Raw genomic sequence first — 26,247 nt, forward strand, 5'->3', positions numbered from 1 at the left:
TTTATTATGGTAGTTCTTGCTGGATATGCAGATTTGATTCAAATCTATGAGGGTACAAACTCTCAAGTGTATCGCGCTCAAAAACTTGACAATAACCAATCAGTCATCCTCAAATTCCTCAACCAAAAATATCCCACCACCGAGCAAATTAGACGTTACAAACAAGAATATTACCTTACTTGCCAGTTAGATTCTTCAAGTATTATTAAAGCATATAGCTTGGAAGAATATCAAAGAAGTTATGCGATCGCTTTGGAAGACTTTGGCGGAATTTCCCTCAAACAATGGCTCGAAGGGCATCAAGATCTTTCCCTAGAAGAATTTTTATTTCTGGCGATCACCATAACCGAGAGTTTGGGAGAAATACATAAGCTACATATTATTCACAAAGATATTAATCCCACTAATATCGTTTTTAATCCCGAAACTAAAGAACTAAAAATCATCGACTTTGGCATTTCTACTAAACTAAGTAGGGAAAATCCTACCCTAAAAAACCCTAACGTTTTAGAAGGCACTCTAGGTTATATTTCCCCAGAACAAACAGGTAGAATGAATAGAGGGTTAGATTATCGCACAGATTTTTATTCTCTGGGGGTAACATTTTATGAAATGCTTTCGGGAAAACTGCCTTTTGAAGGTACCGATGCTTTAGAATTAATACATTGTCATCTTGCCAAAAATCCACCTGCAATTATTAGTAAAGAAAAACTTAACAAGATAGAAATACCCCAAATTATTGCAGATATTGTGATGAAATTAATGGCCAAAAATGCCGAAGACCGCTATCAAAGTGCTGATGGGTTAAAAGCAGATTTAGAAGAATGTAGTCGCCAACTAAAAGAAACAAGAAATATTTCTTTTTTTCCACTAGGAGAAAAGGATATTTCCGAACGTTTTCAAATTCCCCAAAAACTCTACGGAAGGGAAAAAGAAATTGCAACTTTACTGACAGCTTTTGAGAGAGTTGCCGAAACAGGAAAAGTAAAATTAATTATGGTGGCAGGTTATTCCGGTATTGGCAAATCATCCCTCGTTCAAGAACTATATAAACCCATTACTGCCCGTCGGGGTTATTTTATATCTGGGAAATTTGACCAATTGCAACGTAACATTCCTTATTCAGCAATTGTAGCAGCTTTTCGCGGATTAATTGGGCAATTATTGGGGGAAAGCAGAGATAGGTTGCAGGTCTGGCGAGAAAAATTATTGCAGGCGTTAGGAAATAATGGACAAATAATCATTGATGTCATTCCCGAAGTAGAATTAATTATCGGTAAACAATCTCCCGTTACCATATTAGGAGCAACTGAAGCGCAAAATCGTTTCAACCTCGTCCTTGGTGATTTTATTAGTTGTTTCTGTGATTATGAACATCCATTAACTCTATTTATCGATGACTTACAATGGGCAGACTTAGCAACTTTGACATTGATTGAACGGCTATTAGTAGAAGGAAAAACCAAATATCTTTTACTCTTAGGAGCTTATCGCGATAATGAAGTTTTGGCCAGCCATCCCTTAGCTATTTCTCTCAAAAAGCTGAAGCAAAACAAGGCAGGAGTTAATAAAATTAAGTTAAAAAAATTACCTATATCTCAAATTGCTTGTCTAATCGCCGATACCTTGAAGCAGAATGCAGAAAAAATCTGCGATTTAGCCTGGTTAGTTATGGGAAAAACAGGAGGAAATCCTTTCTTTGTTAATGAATTTTTACAGGCATTACATAGCGAAAAATTGTTAAACTTTAATCATAAATTAAGGGTTTGGCAATGGAATATAGAAGTGATAAATGCAAGGGTATTTACAGATAATGTTGTGGAATTGATGGTAATTAAGCTGCAACAATTACCCAAATCAAGCCAAGAATTCTTATCTATTGCTGCTTGTTTAGGAGCAGACTTTGACTTAAAAACTATCACTTGGGCAGGAAAAAAATCTGCCCAAGAAACTTTTCAGTTGTTAAAAATTTGTCTCGACCGCAACTTAATTTTACCCCAGTCTGAATTGGATGAAAATCTTCTGATTCAATTTTTTAAATTCAGTCACGACCGCATTCAGCAAGCTGCCTATGCTCTAATTCCTGATGAGGAGAAAAACCAGACTCATTATCAGATAGGACAACTGCTGTTACGAAAGATGTCAAGAGAAACCAGAGAAGAACGGATTTTTGAACTCGTCAATCATCTAAACTATGGAAAAGCTTTAATTACCCAACAAACTGAGCGAGATGAATTAGCACAACTCAACTTACTTGCCTGTCGCAAAGCTAAAGATGCCAATGCTTATCAAGCAGGTCGTGAATATGCCAATATTGGGTTAGCCTTGTTGGGAGAAAATGCTTGGTCGCAACAATATGATATGACTTTGGAACTCTATGAATTAGCAGTGGAATTGGCTTTTCTGTGTAGTGATTTTGAAGTGATGGAACAGTTGATTGAGATAGTAACGACCAATACCCGTTCTTTACCAGAACAAATGAATGTTTACCGAATTAGAATACAAGCATATAGCACCCAAAATCAACTAGCAGAAGCAACTGCCACTGCCCAACGATTTTTGCAGCAATTAGGTGTTACTTTTCCCGAAAAACCCACACAGGATTATATTAAAGAGGCAGTTTCCGAAATTTACCTATTAGTTGGTGATAGAGAAATAGAAGATTTGGTCGATTTGCCAATGATGAAAGATAGAGAAAAAATTGCTATTGTGGAAATTGCCAATAGCATGATCGCATCTACCTACATTTCTGGATCTCCGTTATGTTCATTATTGGCTTCTTTGTCAGTCAAACTATCTATTCAATATGGAAATACTGAGGCTTCCGCCTATGCTTATTCTTTCTATGGTATTGTTGCTTGTCATCTCTTGCAAGATGTCGATGTTGGCGTAAAGTTTGGTCAACTAGCACTGCAGGTAGTCTCAAGACTAGATTTAAAACGGTTAAGGCCATTAGTAATAAATTCTGTGATGTTCTTTATCCTACATCGTAAGTCTCACATCAAAGAAACGGTCTTTCCCTTGCAAGAAGGTTATGGAATAGGTTTAGAAGTAGGAATGTTGGAATATGCTGGCTACGATGCTCATGGCTCTTGTTTACAATCTTTTTGGTCTGGTCAACCTTTAGCTGTCTTGGAAAAGTTAGCTCATACTTATTTTGATGGGTTAGTAAAATTGAATCAATTGGTAGCAGCTAATTGGTGTCGCAGTTGTTGGCAGTCAACATTAAATTTACTTGGAATTGCTAAATATCCAACTATTTTATCTGGAAATACGGAGAAAGAAGCCGAATTTATCTCGCAAATGGTGTCTGCTAATGACTCTATGGGGTTAGGATTATCTTACTTATATAAGATGATGCTGTGTTATCTGTTTGAGGAAATTGAATCTATTCAAAACTATTTAGAAGAAATTAAGGGGTATGTGCTTACTGTTCCAGGACTTGTAACTCAACCAGTGTTTTATTTTTATGATTCTTTGATTGCTTTAGCAAGTTTGAGGAAAGCCAAAAATGAGATGTCAGAGGTGATGGAACGAGTGACAGAAAATCAAAGGGAACTGCAACAGAAATGGGCAAAGTATGCTCCAATGAATTACCAACATAAAGTTGATTTAGTAGAGGCCGAAAAATTCCGAATCTTAGGAAAAAAAGCAGAAGCAATTGAGCTATATGACAAGGCGATATCAGGAGCTAAGACTAACGAATATATTCAAGAAGAAGCTCTGGCAAATGAACTAGCAGCCAAATTTTATCTTGACTGGGAGCAGGAAAAAATTGCTTCCATGTACATGATGGAAGCACATTACTGCTATAGTCAATGGGGAGCAATAGCAAAAGTCAAGCACTTGGAAAAAAAACATCCTCAATTGTGTCAAAAATCCCAGAATAAAACTTCTCAGATAACATGGTTTCAGGGTACAAGCAGTTCTAATGATAGTGAATTTTTAGATTTAGCTACAGTGATTAAATCTACGACTGCCATTTCTAGTGAGATTGTTTTGGAAAAATTGCTGGCAACTTTAATGGATCTTCTCATTGAAAATGCAGGAGCGCAACGTGGAATATTAATTTTGCCTCATGGGGAAGCTTTATTTATTGAAGCAACGAAGGAAGAAGACTCACAGACAGTTTCGCGATTGCAGTCTATTCCCCTGTCTGAATTTCAAATGGTGGCATCAAAAATTGTGTATTATGTTGCTCGTACTCGTAAGACCATTGTTTTGAACAATGCTAGTTGTCAAGGGAATTTTACTGACGATCCCTACATTCAACAATATCAATGTCAGTCCATCGCCTGCACTCCTTTAATTAATCAAGGTAAACTCAAAGGTATTATTTATCTAGAAAATAACCTGACTATTGGAGCTTTTACTAAAGAGCGCATGGCACTGTTACGAACTATTGCTACTCAAGCAGCAATTTCATTAGAAAATGCCCAACTGTATAACAATATAACTAAATTAAACCAGGCTTATGAGCGTTTTGTTCCGGCTCAGTTTCTCAGCTTTTTAAACAAAAACAGTATTGTGGATGTGAAACTCGGCGATCAAGTGGAACGAGAAATGACGGTATTGTTCTCTGATATTCGGGATTTTACTACCATCTCCGAAAAAATGACTCCAACAGAAAACTTTGCTTTTATTAATGAGTATCTAGGTTATATGGAACCCCAAATTCAAGCTCATGGTGGGTTTATTGATAAATATATTGGTGATGCAATTATGGCTTTGTTTCCCAATTCTGCCGATGATGCACTGCAAGGAGCGATCGCTATGTTGCACCAATTGAAAAAATATAATTTACAAAGGCAACAAAAGAATCTTGAACCTCTGCGTATTGGTGTTGGTTTACATACAGGAGTATTAATGTTAGGTACTGTAGGGGGGTTTGGCCGTATGGATGGAACGGCGATCGGAGATGCGGTGAATCTGTCCTCAAGAGTGGAAGGCTTAACCAAAACTTATGGTGTTTCCCTGTTAATTACTCATAAAACTTTGGCACGGTTAAATAATCCCTTAGAATACGATTTACGATTTATTGGTCAAGTAAAAGCAAAAGGAAAAGCTAAAGCGGTTGGTTTATTTGAAGTCTTTTCTGCAGATCCGACAGAATTACGGGATGTGAAAATCAGGACGAAAGATAAGTTTGAAAGGGCAGTATTGTTATGTCATCAAGAGTTATTTGAACAAGCAGCGGGTTTGTTTCAAGAATGCTTAGAAGAGCATCAAGGCGATCGGGTTTCCCAGATTTATCTGGAACGTTGTATCAAATATTAACAAAAGTGTGGTTTATTATACCAATAATGCCTTGAAATTTCTCCCAGCCTTAATATTTTCAACAGATTATTTCAGAATTGACTTGACTACATTAGAATAAATAGAATGCCTAAGTTTTTCCTCCCTTATTTTTATGGTTAATCTTGCTGGATACCAGGACTTTATTGAAATTCATAAGAGTGCCAACTCCGTAGTTTATCGTGCCCAACGAGTTGATAATAACGAACCTGTCATCCTCAAATTTCTCAACCGAGACTATCCCACCACCGAACAAATTAGACGTTACAAACAGGAATATCATCTCACTTGTCAGTTAAAATATCCAGGTATTATCAAAGCTTATAGTTTGGTTGAATGGCAAAGGAGTTATGTAATTGTCTTAGAAGACTTTGGCGGAATTTCCCTTAAAAAATGGTTAAATGAACGAGAAAAGCTGAGTCTAGAAGAATTTTTATTTTTAGCGATCGCCACGGTTGAAAGTTTAGAAGAAATTCACGATCAACAGATTATTCACAAAGATATCAACCCTGCTAATATCGTTTTTAACCCCGAAACAAAAGAACTAAAAATTATTGATTTTGGTATTTCTACCCAACTGAGTCGAGAAAATCCTACTCTCAAAAATCCCAACGTTTTAGAAGGTACTCTGGGTTATATTTCCCCAGAACAAACTGGTAGAATGAACCGCACTTTAGATTATCGGACTGATTTTTATTCCTTGGGAGTTACTTTTTACGAACTGTTAACCAAACAACTTCCTTTTAGTGCGGAAGATGCCTTGGAATTAGTTCATTGTCATTTGGCCAAAGAGCCAATTTTACCCTCAGAAATCGACCATTCGATTCCCTGGGTAATCTCAGAGATAGTGATGAAATTAATGGCAAAAAATGCGGAAGACCGCTATCAAAGTTCCTGGGGATTAAAAGCAGATTTAGAAAGTTGCAGGCAAAAATTAGAATCGGTAGGAAATATTGAAGTTTTCTCTTTAGCAAGTCAAGATATTTCAGAGCGCTTCTCTATTCCGCAAAAACTCTATGGAAGAGAAGCAGAAATTGCCACTTTACTGCAAGGGTTTGAGCGAGTAGCAGAGACGGGGAAAGTTGAACTGATGATGGTAGCAGGTTATTCGGGAATCGGGAAATCGTCTCTCGTACAAGAACTTTACAAACCCATTACCGCTCGTCGGGGTTATTTTATTTCTGGGAAATTCGACCAATTTCAACGGAATATTCCTTATTCAGCAATTGTGTCGGCTTTTGGAGGATTGATTCGGCAACTCTTGGGGGAAACAGAAGCTCAATTGCAAGTCTGGCGAGAAAAATTATTGAAAGCTTTGGGAAATAACGGACAAGTTATTATTGATGTCATTCCCGAAGTGGAACTGATTATTGGCAAACAACCTCCTGTTCCTGTATTAGGAGGTAATGAAGCGCAAAATCGTTTTAACCTTGTTTTCGGTAATTTTATCGACGTTTTCTGCCACAAGGAGCATCCTTTAACCCTATTCCTCGACGACTTGCAATGGGCAGATTTGGCAACCTTGCAACTGATGGAGCGGATATTGATCGAAGGGCAAACAGAATATCTTTTGCTGTTGGGAGCTTATCGGGATAATGAAGTTTCCAGTGGTCATCCTTTGGCAATATCCCTGGGAAAGATTCGGCAAAATAGGGGAGAGGCGATCGCGCAGATCACCTTAAATCCCTTACCCCTCAACCAAATTGCTGCTTTAATCGGCGATACCCTCCAGCAAATCACCCAAGTCCATGATTTAGCCCGCTTAGTCTGGAAAAAAACAGGAGGAAATCCTTTTTTTGTCAATGAATTTTTACAAGCATTGTATAACGAAGACTTGCTGCAATTCGAGCAGCAATCTAGAAGCTGGCAATGGAATATGGCAGCAATCGAAGCGAGGGGTTTTACTGATAACGTCGTAGAGCTGATGGTGGAGAAATTGCAAAAATTGCCCCCATACAGGCAAGAAATTTTATCCTTAGCCGCTTGTTGGGGGGCAGAATTTGACCTAAAACTCCTAAGCTGGGTTGGGGACAGAACAGCCCAAGAAACTTTTGATTTTCTAAAAATAGCAATTGAGCGTGGCTTGATTATTCCCCTATCTGAACTGGATGAAAACCTGCTAATTCAAGACTATAAATTTGGACATGACCGCATTCAGCAAGCGGCCTATCAACTGATTCCTGAAAATCAAAGAGCTAGCCAACACCTAAAAAGGGGAAAAAGCCAAGGCGATTGAATTCTATAACTTGGCGATTGCTGGAGCCAAAGAAAATGAATACATCCAAGAAGAAGCCCTTGCTAACGAACTCGCTGCCAAATTTTATCTCGACTGGGGTCAGGAAAAAGTAGCCCGAGTTTACATGATGGATGCTCGTTACTGTTATTCTATCTGGGGGGCAACCACCAAAGTCAAGCACCTGGAAGCAAACTATCCTCAATTATGTCAATCCCCAACCACAACAGGTTCTGGTTCCACAATCTTTAATACCCGCGCCACCAGCGATTCTACTGCCAGTGCAGTTTTAGATTTAGCCACGGTAATCAAATCCACCAATGCTATTTCCAGCGAGATTGTTTTGGAGAATTTGCTGGCAACTTTAATGGATATTCTGGTAGAAAATGCCGGAGCGCAACGAGGAATTCTGATTTTACCTAGGGGTGAAAGTTTATTCATCGAAGCCATCAAGGAACCAGAATTAGAGAAAGTTTCAGTTTTGCCGTCTCTGCTTCTAGATAACTTTGAAAAGCTCTCGGAAAAGATCGTCCGTTATGTCGCCCGCACACGCGAAACCGTGGTTCTCAATAACGCTTCAACTGAAGGTGACTTTACCGACGATATCTACATTCAACAGCACCAATGTCAGTCTATCGCCTGCACTCCTTTAATCACTCAAGGTAAACTCCAAGGCATTATCTATCTGGAAAACAATCTGAGCGCGGGAGCTTTTACCCAAGAGCGCATGGCACTGTTGCGCACCCTCGCAGCCCAAGGAGCGATTTCTTTAGAAAATGCTCGACTATACGATGCTTGCAAGCGTTTTGTACCGGAACAGTTTCTCAGTTTCTTGGAGAAAAAGAGCATTGTTGATGTGGAATTAGGAGAGCAAGTGGAACGGGAAATGACGGTGCTGTTTTCCGACATCCGAGATTTTACTACTATCTCGGAACAGATGACACCAGGGGAAAACTTCGCTTTTATTAATGAGTATCTCGGTTACATGGAACCTCAAATTCAAAAACATGGCGGTTTTATCGACAAATATATCGGTGATGCCATTATGGCCTTGTTTCCTGATTCTGCTGATGATGCACTTAAGGGAGCGATCGCCATGTTGCAAGAATTGAAAACGTACAATTCAGATCGACAGCAAAGGAATCTAAAACCCATTCGTATTGGTATTGGTTTGCATACGGGCAGGTTGATTTTAGGTACAGTGGGCGGTTTTAGGCGTATGGATGGAACTGTTATCGGGGATGCAGTGAATCTCTCCTCGCGAGTGGAAGGGTTAACAAAAACTTATGGAGTTTCACTTTTAATTACTGATAAAACTTGGCAAAATTTAAACAATTCTTTGGCATACGACCTCAGATTTGTTGACAAGGTTAGAGCTAAAGGAAAAGCCAAAGCGGTTAGTTTATTTGAAATTTTTTCTGCCGATCCACCAGAATTACGAGATGTCAAAATCGCCACTAAAGAGAAGTTTGAAAGGGCTGTTTTGTTATATCACCAGGGGTTGTTTATAGAAGCGGCAGCTCTATTTCAAGAATGCTTAGAATCTGCTGAGGGCGATCGGGCAACCCACAAGTATTTAGAACGTTGTCATCTTCACATTGGTTAAGGATTAGCAGTTATCATCCTATTTATATACTGCTTTATTACCTTCGGCAAGCTGTAGAGATTATCTGACTTTTCTATCAAACAGCGTCGTAATAGAGATTGCGTGACATTTGGCAAATCTGAAGGTGGTATGGTTCCATTTTCAAGCAATTTTGCTAGGTTGATGGGTTTGCTTTCTTTAGCTAATAAACACATAACTTGTTTTTCCGTTTCCGATAACCGCTCCCACTGTTGCTGTAAAGTATATTTCAAGTCTTCAGGTAACAATACGGTATCATGTACCAATAAATCCTTTACCCATTCTCCCAACTCTTGAATTTGAGTAGCAACGCTTTTTAACCAGAACGGATTACCTTGATAGCAATCAATCAGTGCCGAGTCATTATCAATTTCTGTTAAACCGTAATCTCTGAGGATTTCCCCTACAGCGACAATATCTAATCCGGTGAGTTGTAAGGTGCGAATCAGACCATTTTGACTTTGTACTGGGGGAATTTCTATGGAGGGTTCCCAACCTATTAACAGAAAGCAACTTTTATGGGATAAATTTTGGATTTGTTTAAAAAAGGATTGATAGTCTTCGTGTTCGGTTTTGTATTTTCCTGCTAGTTCACCACAAAGAAAAAGGTTTTGAATATCATCTAAGACGACTAAACAGCGATGGTTTTGTAAATATTGAATCAGCGATAGTGCTTTGGAGGTAACTTGGGGTGAATTATCTGTTTCTGATTGTGAGAAAAATTCTAACAAGCGCTTTTGTAATTCTGAAAAGGTAGTGGGTGACGCTAGACTGCACCATAAGACGTACTCAAACTCATCTTTGATTTGCTTGACAAGTTGTGCGACTAAGGCAGTTTTGCCAATTCCACTAATACCCGTAATTGCAATGAGGCGGTATTGTTGTTGTATAACCCAGTGGTTCAAGGTTTCTAGTTCGAGAGTACGATTGTAAAAAGCACCTAAGTCTGGCATCTCGCTTAAATCTTGCTGGAATCTCTCTTTATTTGGTGGGTGTCGGTTGGGTATATCTGGTGGGTGTCTTGCTTCTCCACAAAAATTAAGGGTGCTAACTTGAACATGATCTTGTACAACATTGGAAAACAGGGAAATTTGAAACCTCTCCATTGCCGAGCGCAAATTGCATTTATTAACTTCCTCCCCTAACTCCTGTGAAAGTATCTGCCATAATTCTGACCCCGCATTTCTGGCACTACTTTCAGAACAATCAAAATTTTTAGCAATTTGTTGATATGTTTCCCTATTGAGAGTACCTCGCACTACCGCTTCCTGTAGATCGTCAAGATGATGACCCGTATTCGCAAAAACTATGCCATCGGCCAGATTTAAAATTTCCTGAAGATTCATAGTTTTAAGGAGATAGAATAATTTTGTGTATTATAGCACAGTTTTATACATTTTAGTACATTGTTAGAGATTATTATCTGATTTAGGTTTCAAGAGGGTGAAATTTTATAAAATAGTCAAGACAAATTCGTATATCTATAGACTAGGCAGACCAAACTTTATTGAGCAATAATAGTTTCAGAAGTTATTTTTTGAGAAAACACTATGAACCGCGATCAAAAGTCTCCAATTTCAACTGTTGGCGATTCTGCTTGGTGGAAACGTGATTCATTCAACCGAGATGATGTGAATGCTGCAACTCAGCAACAGTGTCAATCTTCTTGTTCATCAGGTAATGGAGGATGTGCTCCAAGCAAATCTTCTCTTCCGAGTCGTCGTAGGGTGATTCGTTAGGTTGAGGAAAATAATGCCTTTGTTGCATGAAAGTATATAGCTGCCACACTTACTCCGCATATGTACAACAATAACGCGCGGAAACTTCTGTAACTATTGTCCAATAGATAAACAGAACATTAATCTTTGAAATAAAAAGCTGAAACTTTTACCTGTAAAAGTTTTAAGATTTAATCGGTAAGCAATAACTATTGGACAATAGATAAATAGGGTTTGCGCTCAAAAATCTTTTAGTAGGAGCAGGAGACAGGAGACAACCCACCCCTAACCCCTCCCAGGAGGGGAAGACAGGAGACAGGAGAAATGGGAATTAAGAGGAGGTAGAAGTAAGAATTGTAAGAATGATTTTTCTGCCCAACTCTTACCATTAATACGCTCCTTTTTGAGCATCAAGAGCTGAAAACCAGGAATTTTTTTCAACCTAAAACAGCTAAAACCTTTATCTATCAATGCTTTTATATTTAATCAGCAAGCCCTAAATAGAACATCAATAATCGCGAAACAGAGCGATCAAGCTGCCGAATGGATGTTAAGAACCCTACTTTCATGCAACAAAGCCGAAAATAATCGCAAAATTGTGATCAGGAAGGATATGAAAGTTGACCCAACATGGATTCCACGCTTAACTCCAGCGCCAGACCCCAAAAAGACTCTAGCTGATAAGAGTTTAGTTATACGTTGGTATAACTTTCCTCCTTACCATGATGAGCCTAAAATATGGCATCTTTCTGCTACTCTCAAAACGGCAGAAATAGAAATGGAAATTAGTTCAGAAGATGGCGATACAGGTGAAGTTGCTGGTGGTTCATCACTCGATCTTGATAGAGCTTTGACTAAGTTGGCAGGTGAGTCAGTTGAACGATATGCTACAACCCGGAACTTAACTACTGAATTTGATGAGTTAAACTCTTGGAATAATTTAACTGCTTCTGGACTAAAAGCGCTAGATCCAGTAGAACTTCCAATAGGTGATGAATCTGAGCGAAAATATCGGCGTGATGAAAAAGTAGCATGGCTGCAAGGAATTGACTTAAAGTCATGGCAAACCACTTATCTTCCTGCACAATTAATATTTGTACCTCATGTATTTATTGAAAATGAGGCAGTTTGGAGAGCGCCGATATCTACAGGAGCTGCTGCATATTCTTCACTAGAAGGAGCTTTATATGCTGGACTCTGTGAAGTTATTGAACGAGATGCTTTTCAAGTTGCTTGGCTGCGACAATTAAAGTTAACTCATCTTAAAGTTCCTACAGGTGATACACAAGCTCACCAAATGCTGATGAAATTGCTGGCTCTTAGCAAACGCTACCACTTGCGATGTGAGCTATATCAAATTCCTTGCTCATTACCACTAACTGTATGTATGGTTATTATTTGGGATGATACGGGAATCGGGCCTCCTTGTGCTGTCGCTGCCAAGTGTTCACCTTCTTTAGTCATGGCTTGTCTTGGAGCCGTAGAAGAAGCATATCAAATGCGCTCCTGGTTACGTCGGTTACTTGACACATCTGGAGCATCTTTGGAATCCAAACCCCTTAATACTCTTAGAGATCGTGCTAGATATTGGCTGAGAACTGAAGCAGCACAAGTTCTTGCTGATTGGGTTAGACAGGCAAACCCTGTTTTATCATGGGATGGAGCAGAAAAATTACTTACACTCTCAGAACTAACCGATGCTATAACTCAGGATGGAGGAAGTCCCTATGCGGTTGACTTAACCCCTAGATTGCCAAACAGCATAAGACAACTAGGTTGGTACAGCATCAAGATAGTAGTTCCGCAATACCAACCCCTAAATCTTACAGAAGAAATGGAGGACTTCGCATTGGAGAGACTGGAGAATGCTGAAACTCGCTTAGGTGTTGAAGCCTTGATTCCGGTGGGGCAACTTCACCAATACCCTCACCCGTTCTTGTAATAGAATCGTATAGAAGATATGAACCTTGAAAAAAAATTATATTCTGAGAATGTATCTCAAGACGATCGACTAGGAGAAAGTATTACTGTTGCGCGTATATTTGAGGAAGCAACCCAGATTGAAAGCGTATCAGGGTTGGCTGAAGATAGCACTCCAGTTCCAGAAGCTTGGACAGCAATCAATCGAAAGATTTATCATCGCCTGCCAAAAGTAGCACTTAACAACAGCAAAACCATTAAGTCTTCACAAAAGAGCTTGGGCGAGATTTTACCAGAGCGTTATTCTTGTCGCAGATTCAGTTTGAAGCCAATCTGTCTTGAGGACCTAGCATCAATTCTGGACTCCGTAGCACGAACAGGTGGTGACACCTTACAACAGCGTGTATATCCCTCTGCTGGTATGAGATGGCCTATTGAGTGGTACATAGCTGCAATTAATGTATCTGGCTTGGAAAGTGGTGTTTATCATTATAATTCTTTCAATCACTCACTTGATGTTTTAGCTCTTGAAAATCCCTGGAACTCACTTCAAGATGCTTTTCAGATGCAAGACATTACTTGTCCATCAGCTATAATTATTCTTACCTCTATTTTTCCTCGAACTTGGATAAAATATGGCGCTCGTGGTAGTCGATTCGCTCACATGGAAGCTGGTGCAGCAGCAATGTGTTTCGATCTGGCGGCAACGGAAATAGAACTAGGAGTTGTTTGGATAGGTGGATTTATAGATCGTATTGTTGCCGATGCTCTTGACTTAAACTGGGATATGGAACTCGAAATGCCTACTCTCTGTTTGGCAGTTGGTTATCCTTCTTAGATCAAATCCGGTTGAATACTTATTGTATAGTTGAGAGAGATGGGGACATAGGGAATGGGGAGATTTAAGGCTGGAAGTGTGGATAGAATTATAAACACAGGACTTATATCATGTCCGGATAAGAGCGTGATCAAAAAACTTTCTTCTTCTTCTTTCTACCCTCCTGTCTCCTGTCTTCCCCTCCTGGGAGGGGTCAGGGGTGGGTTGTCTCCTGACTCCTTCGTCGTTTATTTATAACTGTTCAACCGGACATGATATTACGCAGAACCGCCATATTTAGTAGGGGCGAATGGCCATTGGCTAACGCAAAGCTGCCGAATGGTGCCCCTACAGGGTTTTTGTTATCATTTTCTTTATGGGTTTAATACCCCACCGTCTATACGGTGTTCAAAATTACTTGGGGTTAGAATCCCCATGTAATTTTCCCTCCTGTCTCCTGTCTCCTGTCTCCTGTCTCCTTCTTCAAGACGATGTGATTTATGCATCTGAAAAACACTGTAAACCCGCCACAGATAAAGATAACTACATCTTGAGTTATGGAATATCTAAAACAACAGAATATCAATAATTAACCTTCCTTCTTCCACCTTCTTCCTTCCACCTTCTTCCTTCTTCCTTCTTCCTTCTTCCTTCTGTTATAGTACCTTCTAGTAACAACAAACGCGAGGGTTGAAGACAAACCTGCCAAGGAAAAGAACGATTTTTAATTTGATGCCATTTTTCCTTAAATACTTCTGCTTGTAGATGGTAGTCAAAAGCATTTGTTGCAGGTTGATATAACTTTAAGTACAAAGTTACTCGATGTTGAGTTTCACTAATAGCTGCTAACCAACAAGGAAAAGTATTCGGTTTGTTTGACTCTTCAGTAAAAGTAATCTGGTGAGCGCGAATGCCAACGTGAGAAAAAGATTCTGGAATAGGTTCAATTATATCAATACTGCATCCCCACTCAATAGCTTCTATTTTTCGCTTGTCAATTATTACTGCTTGAGAAAAGTTCTTACAACCAGTTAACTGAGCAACTCTTACACTGGTAGAATATTCAAAAATGTCATGTTTGAGACCGTGAGCAAGAGTAATTCCGTCATCGACTACTAACAAATTTTGGCAAATTCGGTAAGCTTCTTCTAGGTTGTGAGTTACTAATAAAGTTACCCCTTGATAATTTTCTAGGGTGGCAATAACCAATGTTTCAATCTGATGGCGCAGGTGGGTATCTAATGCAGAAAAAGCTTCATCTAACAATAAAGCATCGGGTTGACTTGCTAATGCTCGTGCTAAAGCTACCCGTTGTTGCTGACCTCCCGAAAGTTCTTCTGGATATCGTTTGCCATATCCTGGTAACTGTACTGCCAATAGATAAGCTTCTACTTGTTGTTTAATTTCTGTAGACGACAAACCTTTGGGCAAACCGAAAGCAATGTTTTTAGCTACAGTCATGTGAGGGAAAAGAGCATAATTTTGAAATAGATAACCAATACGGCGATCGCGACTAGGCAAATTAATTTTCTGTTGCGAATCAAATAATACTCGCCCATTTAAAACAATTCGTCCTCTTGTGGGAGTTTCCAAACCAGCAACGCAACGTAAAATCATACTTTTACCAGCACCAGACCCTCCTAATAACCCCAATGGTTTGTTATTAGCATTGAAACAAACATCCAAGAGAAACCCAGGCAATTTTTTCTGGATATCTACTAATAGACTTTGTGAGTTTGTGCGGGAGTTTAGTCTCAAGGGTTGTGTTTTGACTACGGGTACAGAACGCACGTCTATAATTTGCTTTTCTGTTTTTTTTGCCCTGCGTTTTTTGATTTTAGATTCTGACCAATAGTTGACACCAGTTATTACTCCTAAAGATATAGCTAAAATTACTAACACCCAGGCAAACGCTTCATTCATATTCCCGCTTTCGGAAGCAAAGAAAATGGCAATGGGAATAGTTTCTGTTTTCCCAGGAATGCTACCTGCCAACATTAAAGTAGCGCCAAACTCACCAAGCGACCGGGCAAAAGCTAATAATGTCCCGGCAATAATTCCTGGTTTTGCCAAGGGTAACAAAATGCGCCAAAATACAGTCCATTCCGAAGCGCCTAAAGTTCTAGCACAAGCAAGGAGACTGGTATCAATTTGAGTAAAAGCTGCTAGTGATGTTCTGTACATCAGGGGGAATGAGACCACAGTAGCTGCAATTACAGTGGCAGGCCAAGTGAAAATCAATGTTATCCCCATTGATGAGAGTAGCTGACCAAGGGGGCCGTTTCTACCAAATAATAATAGTAATAAAAAACCTGTTACAGTTGGGGGTAATACGAGAGGGGAGGTTAAGATGGCGTCAATTATACCTTTGCTTTTACCACGATATCCGAGCATCCAACGTGCTGCTGCTATACCGAGGAAAAAGGTGATTACTGTAGTAACTGCTGCAGTTTTAAGAGAAATCCAAGCAGGAGATAGGTCAAAGTTCATTGTTAATGCTGAAGAAGGTTGTAGGTTTTAGGTTGTAGGTTTTAGGTTAATTATTTAGTGGTAGATAAAATAATGGTTGGGAACTAGGAAAGACAATCTGAAGTTGAGGTTATTCTGTTTCAGAACTTTAATAGACCTCTCCAAAAATAGTAATTTTATCAGGGTAATATACAGGTTTCAGAATCTGGCGTTGCTGAATTGAAGTATGAATGCGCGATTGTCTGATTCTCGCCTTCGCCCCCGCGCATCCCCCGCGCATTGGGGGACTTTTAGAATTTTATTCCCCCCAAAATTGGGGGGCTAGGGGGGTTTGCATCATACCCAGAATCAGCAACACCCAGAATCTTTTCTAGAGATGTCTAAGTGGCTATCCATAATTACTTTATATTTTTATATTTTCTATCTTTTTTCCTGTCATAAACTGTTTTGTTGACTACAAGATAGAGAAATATTTGATTTCTTTAGGGAAAAAAATAGGAACTTTCCTTCCAAGGTTCCTAAATAAAAATTTATTTATTACCAACGCTCAAAATTATGATATAATTACAGGACTTACAGATTGACAATAGATATAAACCCCATATATAGTGCCTTTGCGTAAGTTCTGACCAATACCGAAAAATTCTGGGTATGCGCCTCCCCTTTTAAGGGGATAACAAAAGAGAATATTTCAGATTTCAATTCACTTTGCTTTCCTAGGTCATGCTACGCAAACAGTTACTGGAATAGCTGCTGCTACTACTACCTTGATTATCCTTTATCGAGCGATCGCTAGATTAACCTCTTCTAAATTTCCTCCACTTCAACCCTTTAGCGATCGCGAGATTAAGAGCTCTGGGGAAGGTTCTTTGAATGTACCACAAAAGGTTAGTTTTTCCAGAACATCGGGAGGAGGTTTAAGGCATTATTATATTAATGGAGAACCATACGATCCAGAATCCCAGGACTATGTTCTGGAGCTTAATACTGCGGAACAATGGGTGTTATCAAATCCATCTGAATCTCCTCAAAGCAACTCCCCCAATTACGGCGAGGAGTTGTCTTTTTCTTTTTAGGGGTGTAGCGCTTAATTCAGTTATCAGTTATCAGTTATCAGTTATCAGTGAGACCTAGACCTTATTTTTTGGTCAATACTTGGGCAATACTTAATGTTAATTATTCTTATGTTTGCTTCCCCTCCTGGGAAACCCTATTTATACTATGCAAATCATCTCAATTACTTTTTTCGTCGATCAATCACGGCAGCTATGATTTTCTCCTAAATTCTGTCTCCTGACTCCTGACTCCTGACTCCTTCTTCTATTTTAACCCAATTATAAATTGTTGTTTAGTGTAATAAAACCATATTTTTCAAACACAGCTTTTGCCTCTGGAGTAAACATAAATTCCTCTAGTTGCTCAACAGCTTCAATATTTTTATTATCTTTAATTACTGCAATAGGATAAACTACTGGTGTATGAGAATCATCAGGTGCATTAGCAACAATTTTTACTGCATTTGAAGCGTTAGTATCTGTACGATAAACAATGCCAGCATCAACATTTCCTGTTGCTACATAATTAAGCACTTGGCGCACATTTTTAGCAAAAACTATTTTGGGTTCAATAGTCTCATAAATACCTAAAGAAGTTAGAACTTCTTGGGCATATTTTCCGGCGGGCGAACTTTCTGGTTCACCAATGGATATGTTTTTAATAGTGTCTTTTGTTAAGTCTTGAAATGTGTTAACTGCAGCGGTATTTTCTGTAGGAACTATTAACACCATTTGATTTTTCAGGAGGTCGCGACGACTTTCATCTATTATTAGACCCTTTTCTTGCAAAATATTGATATGGGAAGGAGATGCGGAGATAAATAAATCTACTGGCGCTCCTTGTTCAATTTGTTGTCGTAGAGAACCGGAGGAAGATAAGTTTAAAGTTAAAGAAGTATTGGTATTTTTTTGTTCATAAATAGGTTTGATATCTTCCATTGCATCTTTGAGGCTAGTTGCTGCTGAAACTGTTAAATTTATTGTTGAGGCGTTAAGATCAGAAGGTGAATTATTCGTAGTTTGGCTACAACTAATTGTTAATAAACAGGAAAGTATAGCCATACAAATTAAGACCAGAATTCGATTTTTTTTCATATCTATATACTCCAATTTTTAATTGTTTCTAAAATTATTAATATCGTATAATTGTATTTTTTTGTTTTTGTATTGTCTTAATTGCGATGACGATTAAAACGACTATTCTTACGGAGCTTTTCTACAATATGAGGAGGAGCTTTAACAGGGTTCCCCATATCAAAAGGAGGTTTTGGATCATATTCTATAGCTAATTGGATTCGTTGAGCTTCTTCTTTCCCGAAAATCTTAACAACTAAATCTAGTGCCAAATCAATACCCGAGGAGACTCCAGCACCAGTTACTATTTTTCCATCCTAAACTACCCGTTCTGATACAGGATGTGAACCCAAATACTTCAGTTCTTCCATTGCTAACCAATGAGTAGTAGCAGATTTTCCTTTGATAACTCCCGCTTTAGCTAGGAGAAGAACACCCGTACATACTGCTCCATAAAACTGATACAAAGCGTCACATAACGTAACAACTTGATGTTTACTTCCTGCTGTACGGACGTTGCATGCAACGTCTTGTAATTTGTAAATATGCCAGCGCATATTGCTATAATAGGTAGGAAGAAAATAATTTTTATTCCCGACTCCTGGCTCCCTACTGCATATAAATTACCCCCCTACAGTCTTAAATAAAAACTACAGGAGGGCGAAAGATAAAATAATTTACCAGTAGTATTACACCAAATAAGCTTCTTGGTGAGTTTTGATAACGCAATCAGACATTGGTTTGGCAACACACAATAATGCCCAACCTTTTTCTACCTGCTCGTCATCTAAGAAGTTTTGATCCTCTTGATCGACTTTTCCTTCTACTATCCTGGCAGCACAACTAGAGCAAGACCCGGCGCGACAAGAAGAAGGGAAATCTAGGTCAGGTTCAAGTTCTTCTACTGCATCAAGTATATATGTATCCTCATCAACTTCGATAGTAACATCGATTTCTGGGGGTTGTTTTTTCTTGCCTTTGATTAGCTGTACTTTATAAGTAGCCATTGATTAAGATCCTCCTTTTTTTTAGTTGTTCTTTCGTCTCAAAAGACTTTGTTAAAAAGCGTTGAGCAGTTCAGCAATCAGCGGTCAACTTTGTGCGTTTGCCTAGCATTCCGGAGGAAAGGGGATGAGCAACCCCTCCTTAAATTCAATGAAAAGCTAGAAGTCGGGGATTTAAATCCAAGCCTTTCCTAACCAAAAAATCAGGTCAATAGCCTCCCCTTGGCTGCGCCGCGAGCTAGCGCTCTACAAGGGGATGAAAAAAATCAAGTTCAATATTTCAGTCCCAATACTTTCCTAGGTCATGCTGCGCAAACAGGCAGAGGAGAGGTACTGATAACTGATAACTGATAACTGATAACTGATATAGGCTGATAGCTGATAGCTAGTTAACTACAAGGTACTCCTGTTGGGGTGCATCCTCCTGCTTGGAAAGACTTTCCACAACTACAAGTTTCTGTGGCGTTGGGATTAATAAACTTTAAACCGCTTTCAGTTAAACCCTCAATGTAGTCAACTACAACTCCTTCTAGTAAAGGCGCACTTTTTGGGTCAATAAAAATCTGCAAGTTGTCCTTGTGTAGCAGCAAATCATCTTCTTTAGGAGCATTGGCAATATTTAAGGCATACTCATAACCACTGCAACCACCATCCACAACAGATATGCGGATGCCTTGATTTGAGTCTTTCAGGAACTTGGTAAGTTGAGAAGCGGCTTTTTCTGTTAAACTTATAGTCATAATTTTGAAGAAAAATAATTTTAGACTTACCGATAATTACCCAGATAGGCGACATCCGCCTGTTGTCTGGCTTCAGCAATGGACTTAGGAAATTACTGGAACGGTGCGATCGCGCTTTACAGAACTGTCTGAGATTAAGCTAGTAGAAAAATTGCACCCTGATTTTTGAAATTTTAGTTTCAGTTTCAGTTTCAGCGCGAAAGCATATTGTATAAATATCACCTTTTCTCAGAATTTCCTATTTATAGGCTAAACCAAAGATTTAACTATAAACTGTTCGCAGTGATAACTTCTGTGGTTAATTTTTTACCTTTTCCTGTGAGTCAGCTTTTAACTGCTCTATAAAACTGATACAAAGTGTCACATAACATGACAATTTAATGTTTACTTCCTGCTTCTACTGAGGCCGTCGGCGGTTACTCATCCACAGGCATTCATGCACAGGCATTCACGGTCGAGCCGACCGCATTTCTTAAATTTATACTGGCGTTTAAATCTCTTTACTGAGAGAACCACAAACTGGACAGTCCGGGTCATGGTAAGGGCGCAGTTTAGAGAATTCCATGGCATCCAAATCCATTGTCAGCAGTTGTGACCACAAGGGTTTACTAAATCCTGTAATCTGTTTGATTGCTTCTGAAGCTGCTAGACAAGCTAGTGTTCCAGAAACTACACCCAAGACTCCAAACCCACGTCGGTCCCATTCTGGTTTTTCTGGGAATAGACAAGACAAACAAGGAGTTTTACCAGGAACTATGGTAGTTAAGTAAGCTTCCATGCTATTCATAGCAGCTTCCACCATTGGTTTGCGCCAACGTACACAGGCAGCATTAAGTAAATTCCGTTCGTCAAAGTTGTGAGCGCAGTCGAGAGCAATATCTGCTGACTGTACTAATGTGTCTGCATTTTCAGCAGTGACATATTCAGGTACAGCTTCGATTTCAACATCTGGATTAATGGCAGCTAGGGTTTCCTTGGCTTTGTCTACTCGCAGCTTACCCACCCAATCATCTGTCATCAAGATTTGACGATTCATGTCATCAAGTCGTAGTTCCCCACCTCGGACTAAAATTAGCTTCCCGACACCTGCTACTGCTAAATACAGTGCTACTGTGCCACCCAACCCACCAACTCCATTTACCACTGCTGTAGTTGACTTGAGTCGTTGTTGTGCTTCCTCACCAAAACCTGGAAGCATCATTTGGCGACTATAACGTTCTAATTCTTTGGGTGTGAGGTCGAACACTATAATTGCTCCTTACTCAGCAGTTATTTCTGTTAATTTAACTACATCCTTATGTTCTTGTTGAAAGACTGGAAATACCTTTTGTTCTTGAGCGCTAGATGTTAAGAAAGTTTGATAAGCTGACTCTAATGCTGTTTTATATTCTGTCAATTTTTCAGTTTCTGTCAGTCCTGTTTTTCCGTCAACTTCTGCAATTGCTCCAGAAAACATTTTTAATATATGGAGGCGATTTACGTTTACTGCTGTTTGGTCGTAGGGAATGTCAAAAAAGCTGAGGAAGTCTTCTGCATCTACGAGCTTTTGGAAATCTGTTAATGTCTTCATGATGATGAACCCTAAATTAATTGAGTAGTAGCTATTTCTATTTTTTAGTAAGCATTCAGCTATTAGCTGTCAGCTAGCCTCCTAGGTCGGAACTGCGGACTTCAGCAACAAGACTCTATCTTTAAGGACAGTGTTTAAATTAACAACTTACTTTAAGGGTAAGGGAGGCAATTTTTATAGTAAGACAGTTAATAAAGCTTTGAACCTAAACTAAAAGCAATAGCTGATAGCTGATGCCTGACGGCTGAATACTGACATTTTTTATTATAGGCACAAAATTTTTTTTTGCGTCTACTTTCAATTTTTTTTAACATTTTTGTGCAAAAAAAACTCTTATTTTGGGGAGAGAGGTTGTTAGATATTTACAAACTATAATATCTAACTTAACCCCTCTGAATTTTCAGAAAAAATTACTGCTTAGAGTTTACAAACTTCCTTATATTTTTTCACCAATTCAATCCCTGCTTGAGCCATTTTTTCTCCTTCATCTTCTAATTTTTCCAGAGAAGTAAACCCAAAACGTTGAGCATCCCGTAAAGTTCTAGAAACTACCAAAAGACGACCACAAAAGACAAGTGCCCAACCAAATCCTTCATGGTTTATACTAATAACTACTTGCATGATTTGATTGGTTTCTAATTCAATGCAAGTTGCTATTGCATTATAGAATAACTTAATCCGAGCTAAAGTCATCGGATTAACTTCTTCTTCTGTGGAAATTTGGCGTTTTTCTTGCTTACTAACAATATAAGGCTTGATAATTAATTCAGGAGACCAAGACTTATATACTCCATAAGAATCTTGAGCTTGAACTGCTCTAATTAATTCCTTAATAAAAGGAGCAGAATAAATGTCAGTTGTTGTTGTTGTTGTTTCTGTTTGAACAGTCATAGTTTTACACCTCTTCAAGTACAGCTTCTAAGTCAGATTCGGAAGTTTTTTGTAAAGCTTTTCTGAGCCAGGGGGGTGGGCTACCTTTTAATGTTTCTACTAATCTGTCCAGAAGATCGGTAATTTTGTCTTCTGGAGATTTTGATTTCATTGGGGTAACTTTTTTGTTGATTAAACGACCTGCTGCGGGACCACCAATTTCTAGTACATAAACTATTGTGCAGTCGAGCAAAGCTTCAACTTTGGCATGAAGTTTTTCTAGTTTATCTTGTTTGGGGGCATCTTGATTGAGATTACCACCAAAAACAAGTGGCTCTAGAGCTTCGTATCCTTTATCATCAACTTCATACAATGCCATTTGTTTGGCAGAGCCAAAGTGACCATTTATATGAATAAAATCACTGGTTGCAAATGCAACTTTCATCGTTGTTTTCCTCCTGGTTTTAATGTACCGAATAACTAATAGTTAAAACCCATTAGTTATTGATAACAAACTTGTTTTATACAGTTTAGTTCAGGCAAAAAAAATCAAAAAACTTCATTCTTTTCATTATTTTTTGCCTCCTAAATGTAACGCTTACTAGAGCGAAAAACTAGAAATTACAGACATAAGTAAATGATTAATATGAGGGAGGGTAGGTTTAAATTTTGGAGCGAATTTTGAGCCAGTCAAACTATTAATTAAACCAGTCTCCGAACTTCAAATATTCGTTTATTTATATCTGCCTAATGATGGGGTCGTAGATTTTAGTATAGTTAAGAAAAGTAGCTCTAAAACCTACCACCTACCACCTAAAACCTATCACCTTCATCGTGACAATAATGAATAATCATTGGTGTGAATTTTTGATTCCTCTTGCTCTAAGAAAATATTACCAATGTCAAATAATAAATTCATTGTACCACGATAACCAACATTACAACGTTGACCATTACCGAGGCGATCATGAATTGGCATACCCATGCGATATAGAGCAAGACCTAACTTCTCAGATATCAGTTTACCATGAGAATTGGTAATCAATAAATCTGAACCTGTGGCAACTTCTTCCAAGTCTCCCAAGTCACCAATAATTACATTTTCTGTAGGCAATTTTTCTAATAAAGGCGATCGCGTAGTTGTTACAGCAGCATGAATATCTGCCCCCATTTCCCGCAAAAACCAACTGGTTGCCCAAAGTAAATCTGGTTCCAGAGCAATAGAAATCTGCTTATGACCAAAATAGAAGTGAGTATCCAGCATCGCATCCTGTAACTGCCGACGTTGACGCTGATATTTCTGAGGCACTTCGCAACCCTTATCTAAATGAGGGTCTGTACGAGAAACAACTAACTGAGACAATTTTAATATGAAACTGTCTACAGCACCCAAACCAGTCAACCGAGGGAACACTTGATATTGAGTGCCAAATTTTTCCTGCAAAATATTAGCTGCATTCCGCAAACTTTCCCCAATAACAAGAGTAAAACTTGACTGACTCAGGTTACGAAGTTCTTCTATGGTAGTTCCACCAGAACTTGTCGCGCTATAATTATCATCAACTAAATGTCCGTCCAGAGACTGAGATAAGTCAGGTACAACTATCGGTGTTAAGCCAAAAGATTCCACAATATCTCGAACTTCCTGTACATCTCCAGGAGCAAGACAACTACCCGCTAAAATTGTTACGAAAGGCTTTTCAGTAGGAATGGCTTCACCATAATCATAAGCTACTATACGTTCGACAGTAGCAGCAAAACCATCCTGAGCAGAACCCTTATAATCTGGACTAGAAACATTTAATATTGGCAACTCATCTAACTCTGGATGCTCTTCCCTAAATTTCTTGAGAATACGCTCCACATCATCGCCCCTGGTTTCAGTTAAACCAGTGCTTAACAAACCAATAACTTCTGGTTTTGACTTCTCAATTTGGTTGAGAATAGCTGTCTCTATATTATCCTCTCCTCCCAAAATAGTTGTCACTTCAGTCATAGCAGTAGTAGACAAAGGAATAGCTTCGTGGAAGTGATTCACCAACAATACCTTGGCAAAAGCAGTACAACCTTGAGTCCCGTGGAACAGTGGCATCATGCCTTTAATTCCTAAGTAAGCTAAGGAAGCACCTAGAGGTTGACTCAATTTGAGAGGATTTGTGGATAAGGACTTTTTGGGAAAGCTAACTGTTGCAGGTGGAATATTCCCTAGACTTGGTAAAGTTTCTATTTCTGAGACATCATCTATCTGACATTCCCCTAACCAAGGCACAGGTTGTCGCACTTGTTCCCAAACTGGACTATGGAGTGCTTCATCTAATTCCTTTGCCATTTCGATAGTGCCGTGATAACCAGCATAAGGATGATGCCGTTCTTGGTTAATGTGCAAAAAGGGTATTCTAGCTTTGAGGGCAGTATATTGGTTACGACCTCCTGCGATCAGCATATCAGCTTTTGTGTCAGCAATGACTTTCAGCAGAATTTCAGCATTCCCCTTTTCTAGCAAAATACCATCTTTGCCCAGTAATTCTTTGATTTTTGCTTTGTCTTCTTCGGTACTTTTCTTCGTGCTAGTAGCGACCACATCCATACCTAAATCTTGAGCCGCCGAAATAATAGACCAACTTTTAACCCCACCCGTGTAGAGTACAACTCTTTTACCTTTCAAACGTTGGCGATAAGGTTCTAATATTTCTTGGAGAACTGCTGTTTCTTCGGCAATGAGTTTTTCTGTACGCTCTTGCAGGTCAGCATCTCCAATTTTGGCAGCAATATTTCTGAGGCAGTGATTAATATCGGCAACACCATAAAAAGATTCTTCAATGTAAGGAATGCCGTATCTCTCCTCCATTTTTCGTGCCATATTGATCATAGCTTTGGAGCAGATCATCACGTTGAGTTTGGCACGGTGGGCGTAACAAATTTCTTTGTAGGTAGCATCTCCGGTGATTTTTGACAATACCCGGATGCCAAGTTTTTCAAACAGGGGTAACATTGCCCACATTTCACCCGCAATATTATATTCGCCGATGAGATTAATATCGTAGGGTGTGGTAAATTCTGGCTCGGAAGTACCAACTACATGGTCTAATAATGCTTCAGCACTCACTCGGTTGCCTAGATTTTTACTACCAATGAAACCAGGGGAGTTGACGGGAATGACCGGAAGTTCTAATTTTTTGGTGGCGATTTTACAAACTGTTTCTAGGTCATCTCCAATTAAAGAAGTAACGCAGGTAGAGTAGACAAATACTGCTGGAGGTTGATAACGTTTTTTTAATTCAGCGATCGCCTTAAGTAATTTTTTCTCACCACCCATGATAATGTCATTTTCACTCATGTCGGTAGTGAAACCCATTTTGTAGAGATGAGCTTCAGAAGAAAGACTACCACGAGTTCCCCAGGAGTTACCGGAGCAACCAAGAGGCCCATGAACTAAGTGAGCTGCATCTGTAATGGGAACCAGGGCAATGCTAGCTCCGTCAAAAGCGCAACCCCCCTGAGCCGCTCCAGGAGTTGCTTGTTGTTGGCAACCTTTCTGTTTTTTATCTCCGTTATGGTTATGTTTGTGATGGTTGTGTTCGCAACCAGGCTCATTTAATAGTTCGGCAACTTTGCCTGGGGTCATCATAGCCATGTTATTAAGTCTCTATTATTAACTACTATGGGGCGGGTATGGAGTATCTAATCTTAAGGATGACAAATTTTTATTATTAGTTTTGTATAGAAGTTATCATTTTGTAGGTTGGGTTGAGGAAGGAAACCCAATAGAGCGAGAATGACAAATTTTTATTATTAGTCCGGTAGGGTATGTTAGCGTTTGCGTAGCATTCCGCAGAAAAGCGTAACGCACCGAAATAT

19 protein-coding genes are annotated in these 26,247 nt (G+C 39.1%); 7 read left to right on the forward strand and 12 right to left on the reverse strand.

Going from position 1 to position 26,247, the window contains the following annotated elements; all coding sequences use genetic code 11:
• Positions 1 to 6: 6 nt before the first annotated feature.
• The 3 genes from F6K23_RS12105 to F6K23_RS12115 all read left to right on the forward strand — a co-directional run bounded on the left by F6K23_RS12105 (position 7) and on the right by F6K23_RS12115 (position 9,134).
• The gene (locus F6K23_RS12105; protein WP_293155213.1) at positions 7 to 5,277 is read left to right on the forward strand and encodes an AAA family ATPase; all 5,271 of its coding nucleotides are present in this window, start codon (positions 7 to 9) and stop codon (positions 5,275 to 5,277) included.
• Positions 5,278 to 5,410: 133 nt separating this feature from the next.
• Positions 5,411 to 7,531: an AAA family ATPase gene (locus tag F6K23_RS12110; RefSeq protein WP_293155216.1), complete on the forward strand. Its 2,121-nt coding sequence runs from the start codon at positions 5,411 to 5,413 to the stop codon at positions 7,529 to 7,531.
• A gap of 124 nt (positions 7,532 to 7,655) precedes the next feature.
• Positions 7,656 to 9,134, forward strand: coding sequence for an adenylate/guanylate cyclase domain-containing protein (locus F6K23_RS12115; RefSeq protein ID WP_293155218.1), 1,479 nt, complete (start codon positions 7,656 to 7,658; stop codon positions 9,132 to 9,134).
• Here the strand turns inward: F6K23_RS12115 and F6K23_RS12120 are convergent.
• Positions 9,131 to 10,498: an NB-ARC domain-containing protein gene (locus tag F6K23_RS12120; RefSeq protein WP_293155221.1), complete on the reverse strand. Its 1,368-nt coding sequence runs from the start codon at positions 10,496 to 10,498 to the stop codon at positions 9,131 to 9,133. The two genes, F6K23_RS12115 and F6K23_RS12120, sit on opposite strands and share 4 nt — an antisense overlap.
• A 204-nt stretch (positions 10,499 to 10,702) precedes the next feature.
• Between F6K23_RS12120 and F6K23_RS12125 the strand changes: the two genes are divergently transcribed.
• The 3 genes from F6K23_RS12125 (at position 10,703) to F6K23_RS12135 (ending at position 13,628) form a co-directional block, all read left to right on the forward strand.
• Positions 10,703 to 10,891: a hypothetical protein gene (locus F6K23_RS12125; protein WP_293155224.1), complete on the forward strand. Its 189-nt coding sequence runs from the start codon at positions 10,703 to 10,705 to the stop codon at positions 10,889 to 10,891.
• A 592-nt stretch (positions 10,892 to 11,483) separates the two neighbouring features.
• Positions 11,484 to 12,812: a YcaO-like family protein gene (locus F6K23_RS12130; protein WP_293155227.1), complete on the forward strand. Its 1,329-nt coding sequence runs from the start codon at positions 11,484 to 11,486 to the stop codon at positions 12,810 to 12,812.
• Positions 12,813 to 12,830: 18 nt separating this feature from the next.
• Positions 12,831 to 13,628, forward strand: coding sequence for a SagB/ThcOx family dehydrogenase (locus F6K23_RS12135; protein ID WP_293155230.1), 798 nt, complete (start codon positions 12,831 to 12,833; stop codon positions 13,626 to 13,628).
• 561 nt (positions 13,629 to 14,189) lie between these two features.
• On the opposite strand, the gene modB is transcribed toward F6K23_RS12135, so the two are convergent.
• Complete coding sequence (gene modB, locus F6K23_RS12140; RefSeq protein ID WP_293155233.1) at positions 14,190 to 16,097, reverse strand: molybdate ABC transporter permease subunit; 1,908 nt, start codon at positions 16,095 to 16,097, stop codon at positions 14,190 to 14,192.
• A 746-nt stretch (positions 16,098 to 16,843) separates the two neighbouring features.
• Between modB and F6K23_RS12145 the strand changes: the two genes are divergently transcribed.
• Positions 16,844 to 17,152: a hypothetical protein gene (locus F6K23_RS12145; protein WP_293155236.1), complete on the forward strand. Its 309-nt coding sequence runs from the start codon at positions 16,844 to 16,846 to the stop codon at positions 17,150 to 17,152.
• Between the two features lie 258 nt (positions 17,153 to 17,410).
• Here the strand turns inward: F6K23_RS12145 and modA are convergent, their stop codons facing one another.
• The 10 genes from modA to F6K23_RS12195 form a co-directional block, all read right to left on the reverse strand.
• Positions 17,411 to 18,226 carry a molybdate ABC transporter substrate-binding protein gene (gene modA, locus F6K23_RS12150; RefSeq protein ID WP_293155239.1) on the reverse strand — a complete coding sequence of 272 codons (816 nt, stop codon included), beginning with the start codon at positions 18,224 to 18,226 and terminating at the stop codon, positions 17,411 to 17,413.
• 77 nt (positions 18,227 to 18,303) lie between these two features.
• Entirely contained in the window at positions 18,304 to 18,477 is a 174-nt protein-coding gene (locus F6K23_RS12155) for a hypothetical protein (RefSeq protein ID WP_293155242.1), read from the reverse strand.
• Between the two features lie 45 nt (positions 18,478 to 18,522).
• The gene (locus F6K23_RS12160) at positions 18,523 to 18,762 is read right to left on the reverse strand and encodes a DJ-1/PfpI family protein (protein WP_293155245.1); all 240 of its coding nucleotides are present in this window, start codon (positions 18,760 to 18,762) and stop codon (positions 18,523 to 18,525) included.
• Positions 18,763 to 18,894: 132 nt separating this feature from the next.
• Complete coding sequence (locus F6K23_RS12165; RefSeq protein WP_293155248.1) at positions 18,895 to 19,212, reverse strand: 2Fe-2S iron-sulfur cluster-binding protein; 318 nt, start codon at positions 19,210 to 19,212, stop codon at positions 18,895 to 18,897.
• A gap of 386 nt (positions 19,213 to 19,598) precedes the next feature.
• Positions 19,599 to 19,949 (reverse strand): iron-sulfur cluster assembly accessory protein, encoded by a 351-nt coding sequence (locus tag F6K23_RS12170; protein ID WP_293155251.1) that lies wholly within the window; start codon positions 19,947 to 19,949, stop codon positions 19,599 to 19,601.
• A 490-nt stretch (positions 19,950 to 20,439) separates the two neighbouring features.
• Positions 20,440 to 21,195: a HesA/MoeB/ThiF family protein gene (locus F6K23_RS12175; RefSeq protein ID WP_293155254.1), complete on the reverse strand. Its 756-nt coding sequence runs from the start codon at positions 21,193 to 21,195 to the stop codon at positions 20,440 to 20,442.
• A 12-nt stretch (positions 21,196 to 21,207) separates the two neighbouring features.
• Entirely contained in the window at positions 21,208 to 21,519 is a 312-nt protein-coding gene (nifW, locus tag F6K23_RS12180; RefSeq protein WP_293155257.1) for a nitrogenase-stabilizing/protective protein NifW, read from the reverse strand.
• A gap of 417 nt (positions 21,520 to 21,936) precedes the next feature.
• A complete protein-coding gene (locus tag F6K23_RS12185; protein WP_293060585.1) occupies positions 21,937 to 22,410 on the reverse strand; it encodes a NifX-associated nitrogen fixation protein in 474 nt (157 codons plus the stop codon).
• Positions 22,411 to 22,414: 4 nt separating this feature from the next.
• Positions 22,415 to 22,834, reverse strand: a complete 420-nt coding sequence (gene nifX, locus F6K23_RS12190) for a nitrogen fixation protein NifX (RefSeq protein ID WP_293155260.1) — start codon at positions 22,832 to 22,834, stop codon at positions 22,415 to 22,417.
• A gap of 384 nt (positions 22,835 to 23,218) precedes the next feature.
• Positions 23,219 to 26,017, reverse strand: a complete 2,799-nt coding sequence (locus F6K23_RS12195) for a bifunctional nitrogenase iron-molybdenum cofactor biosynthesis protein NifEN (protein ID WP_293155263.1) — start codon at positions 26,015 to 26,017, stop codon at positions 23,219 to 23,221.
• Positions 26,018 to 26,247 lie beyond the last annotated feature (230 nt).

The organism is Okeania sp. SIO2C9 (genome assembly GCF_010672455.1).
In the GTDB taxonomy this organism is placed as follows: Bacteria; Cyanobacteriota; Cyanobacteriia; order Cyanobacteriales; family Microcoleaceae; genus Okeania.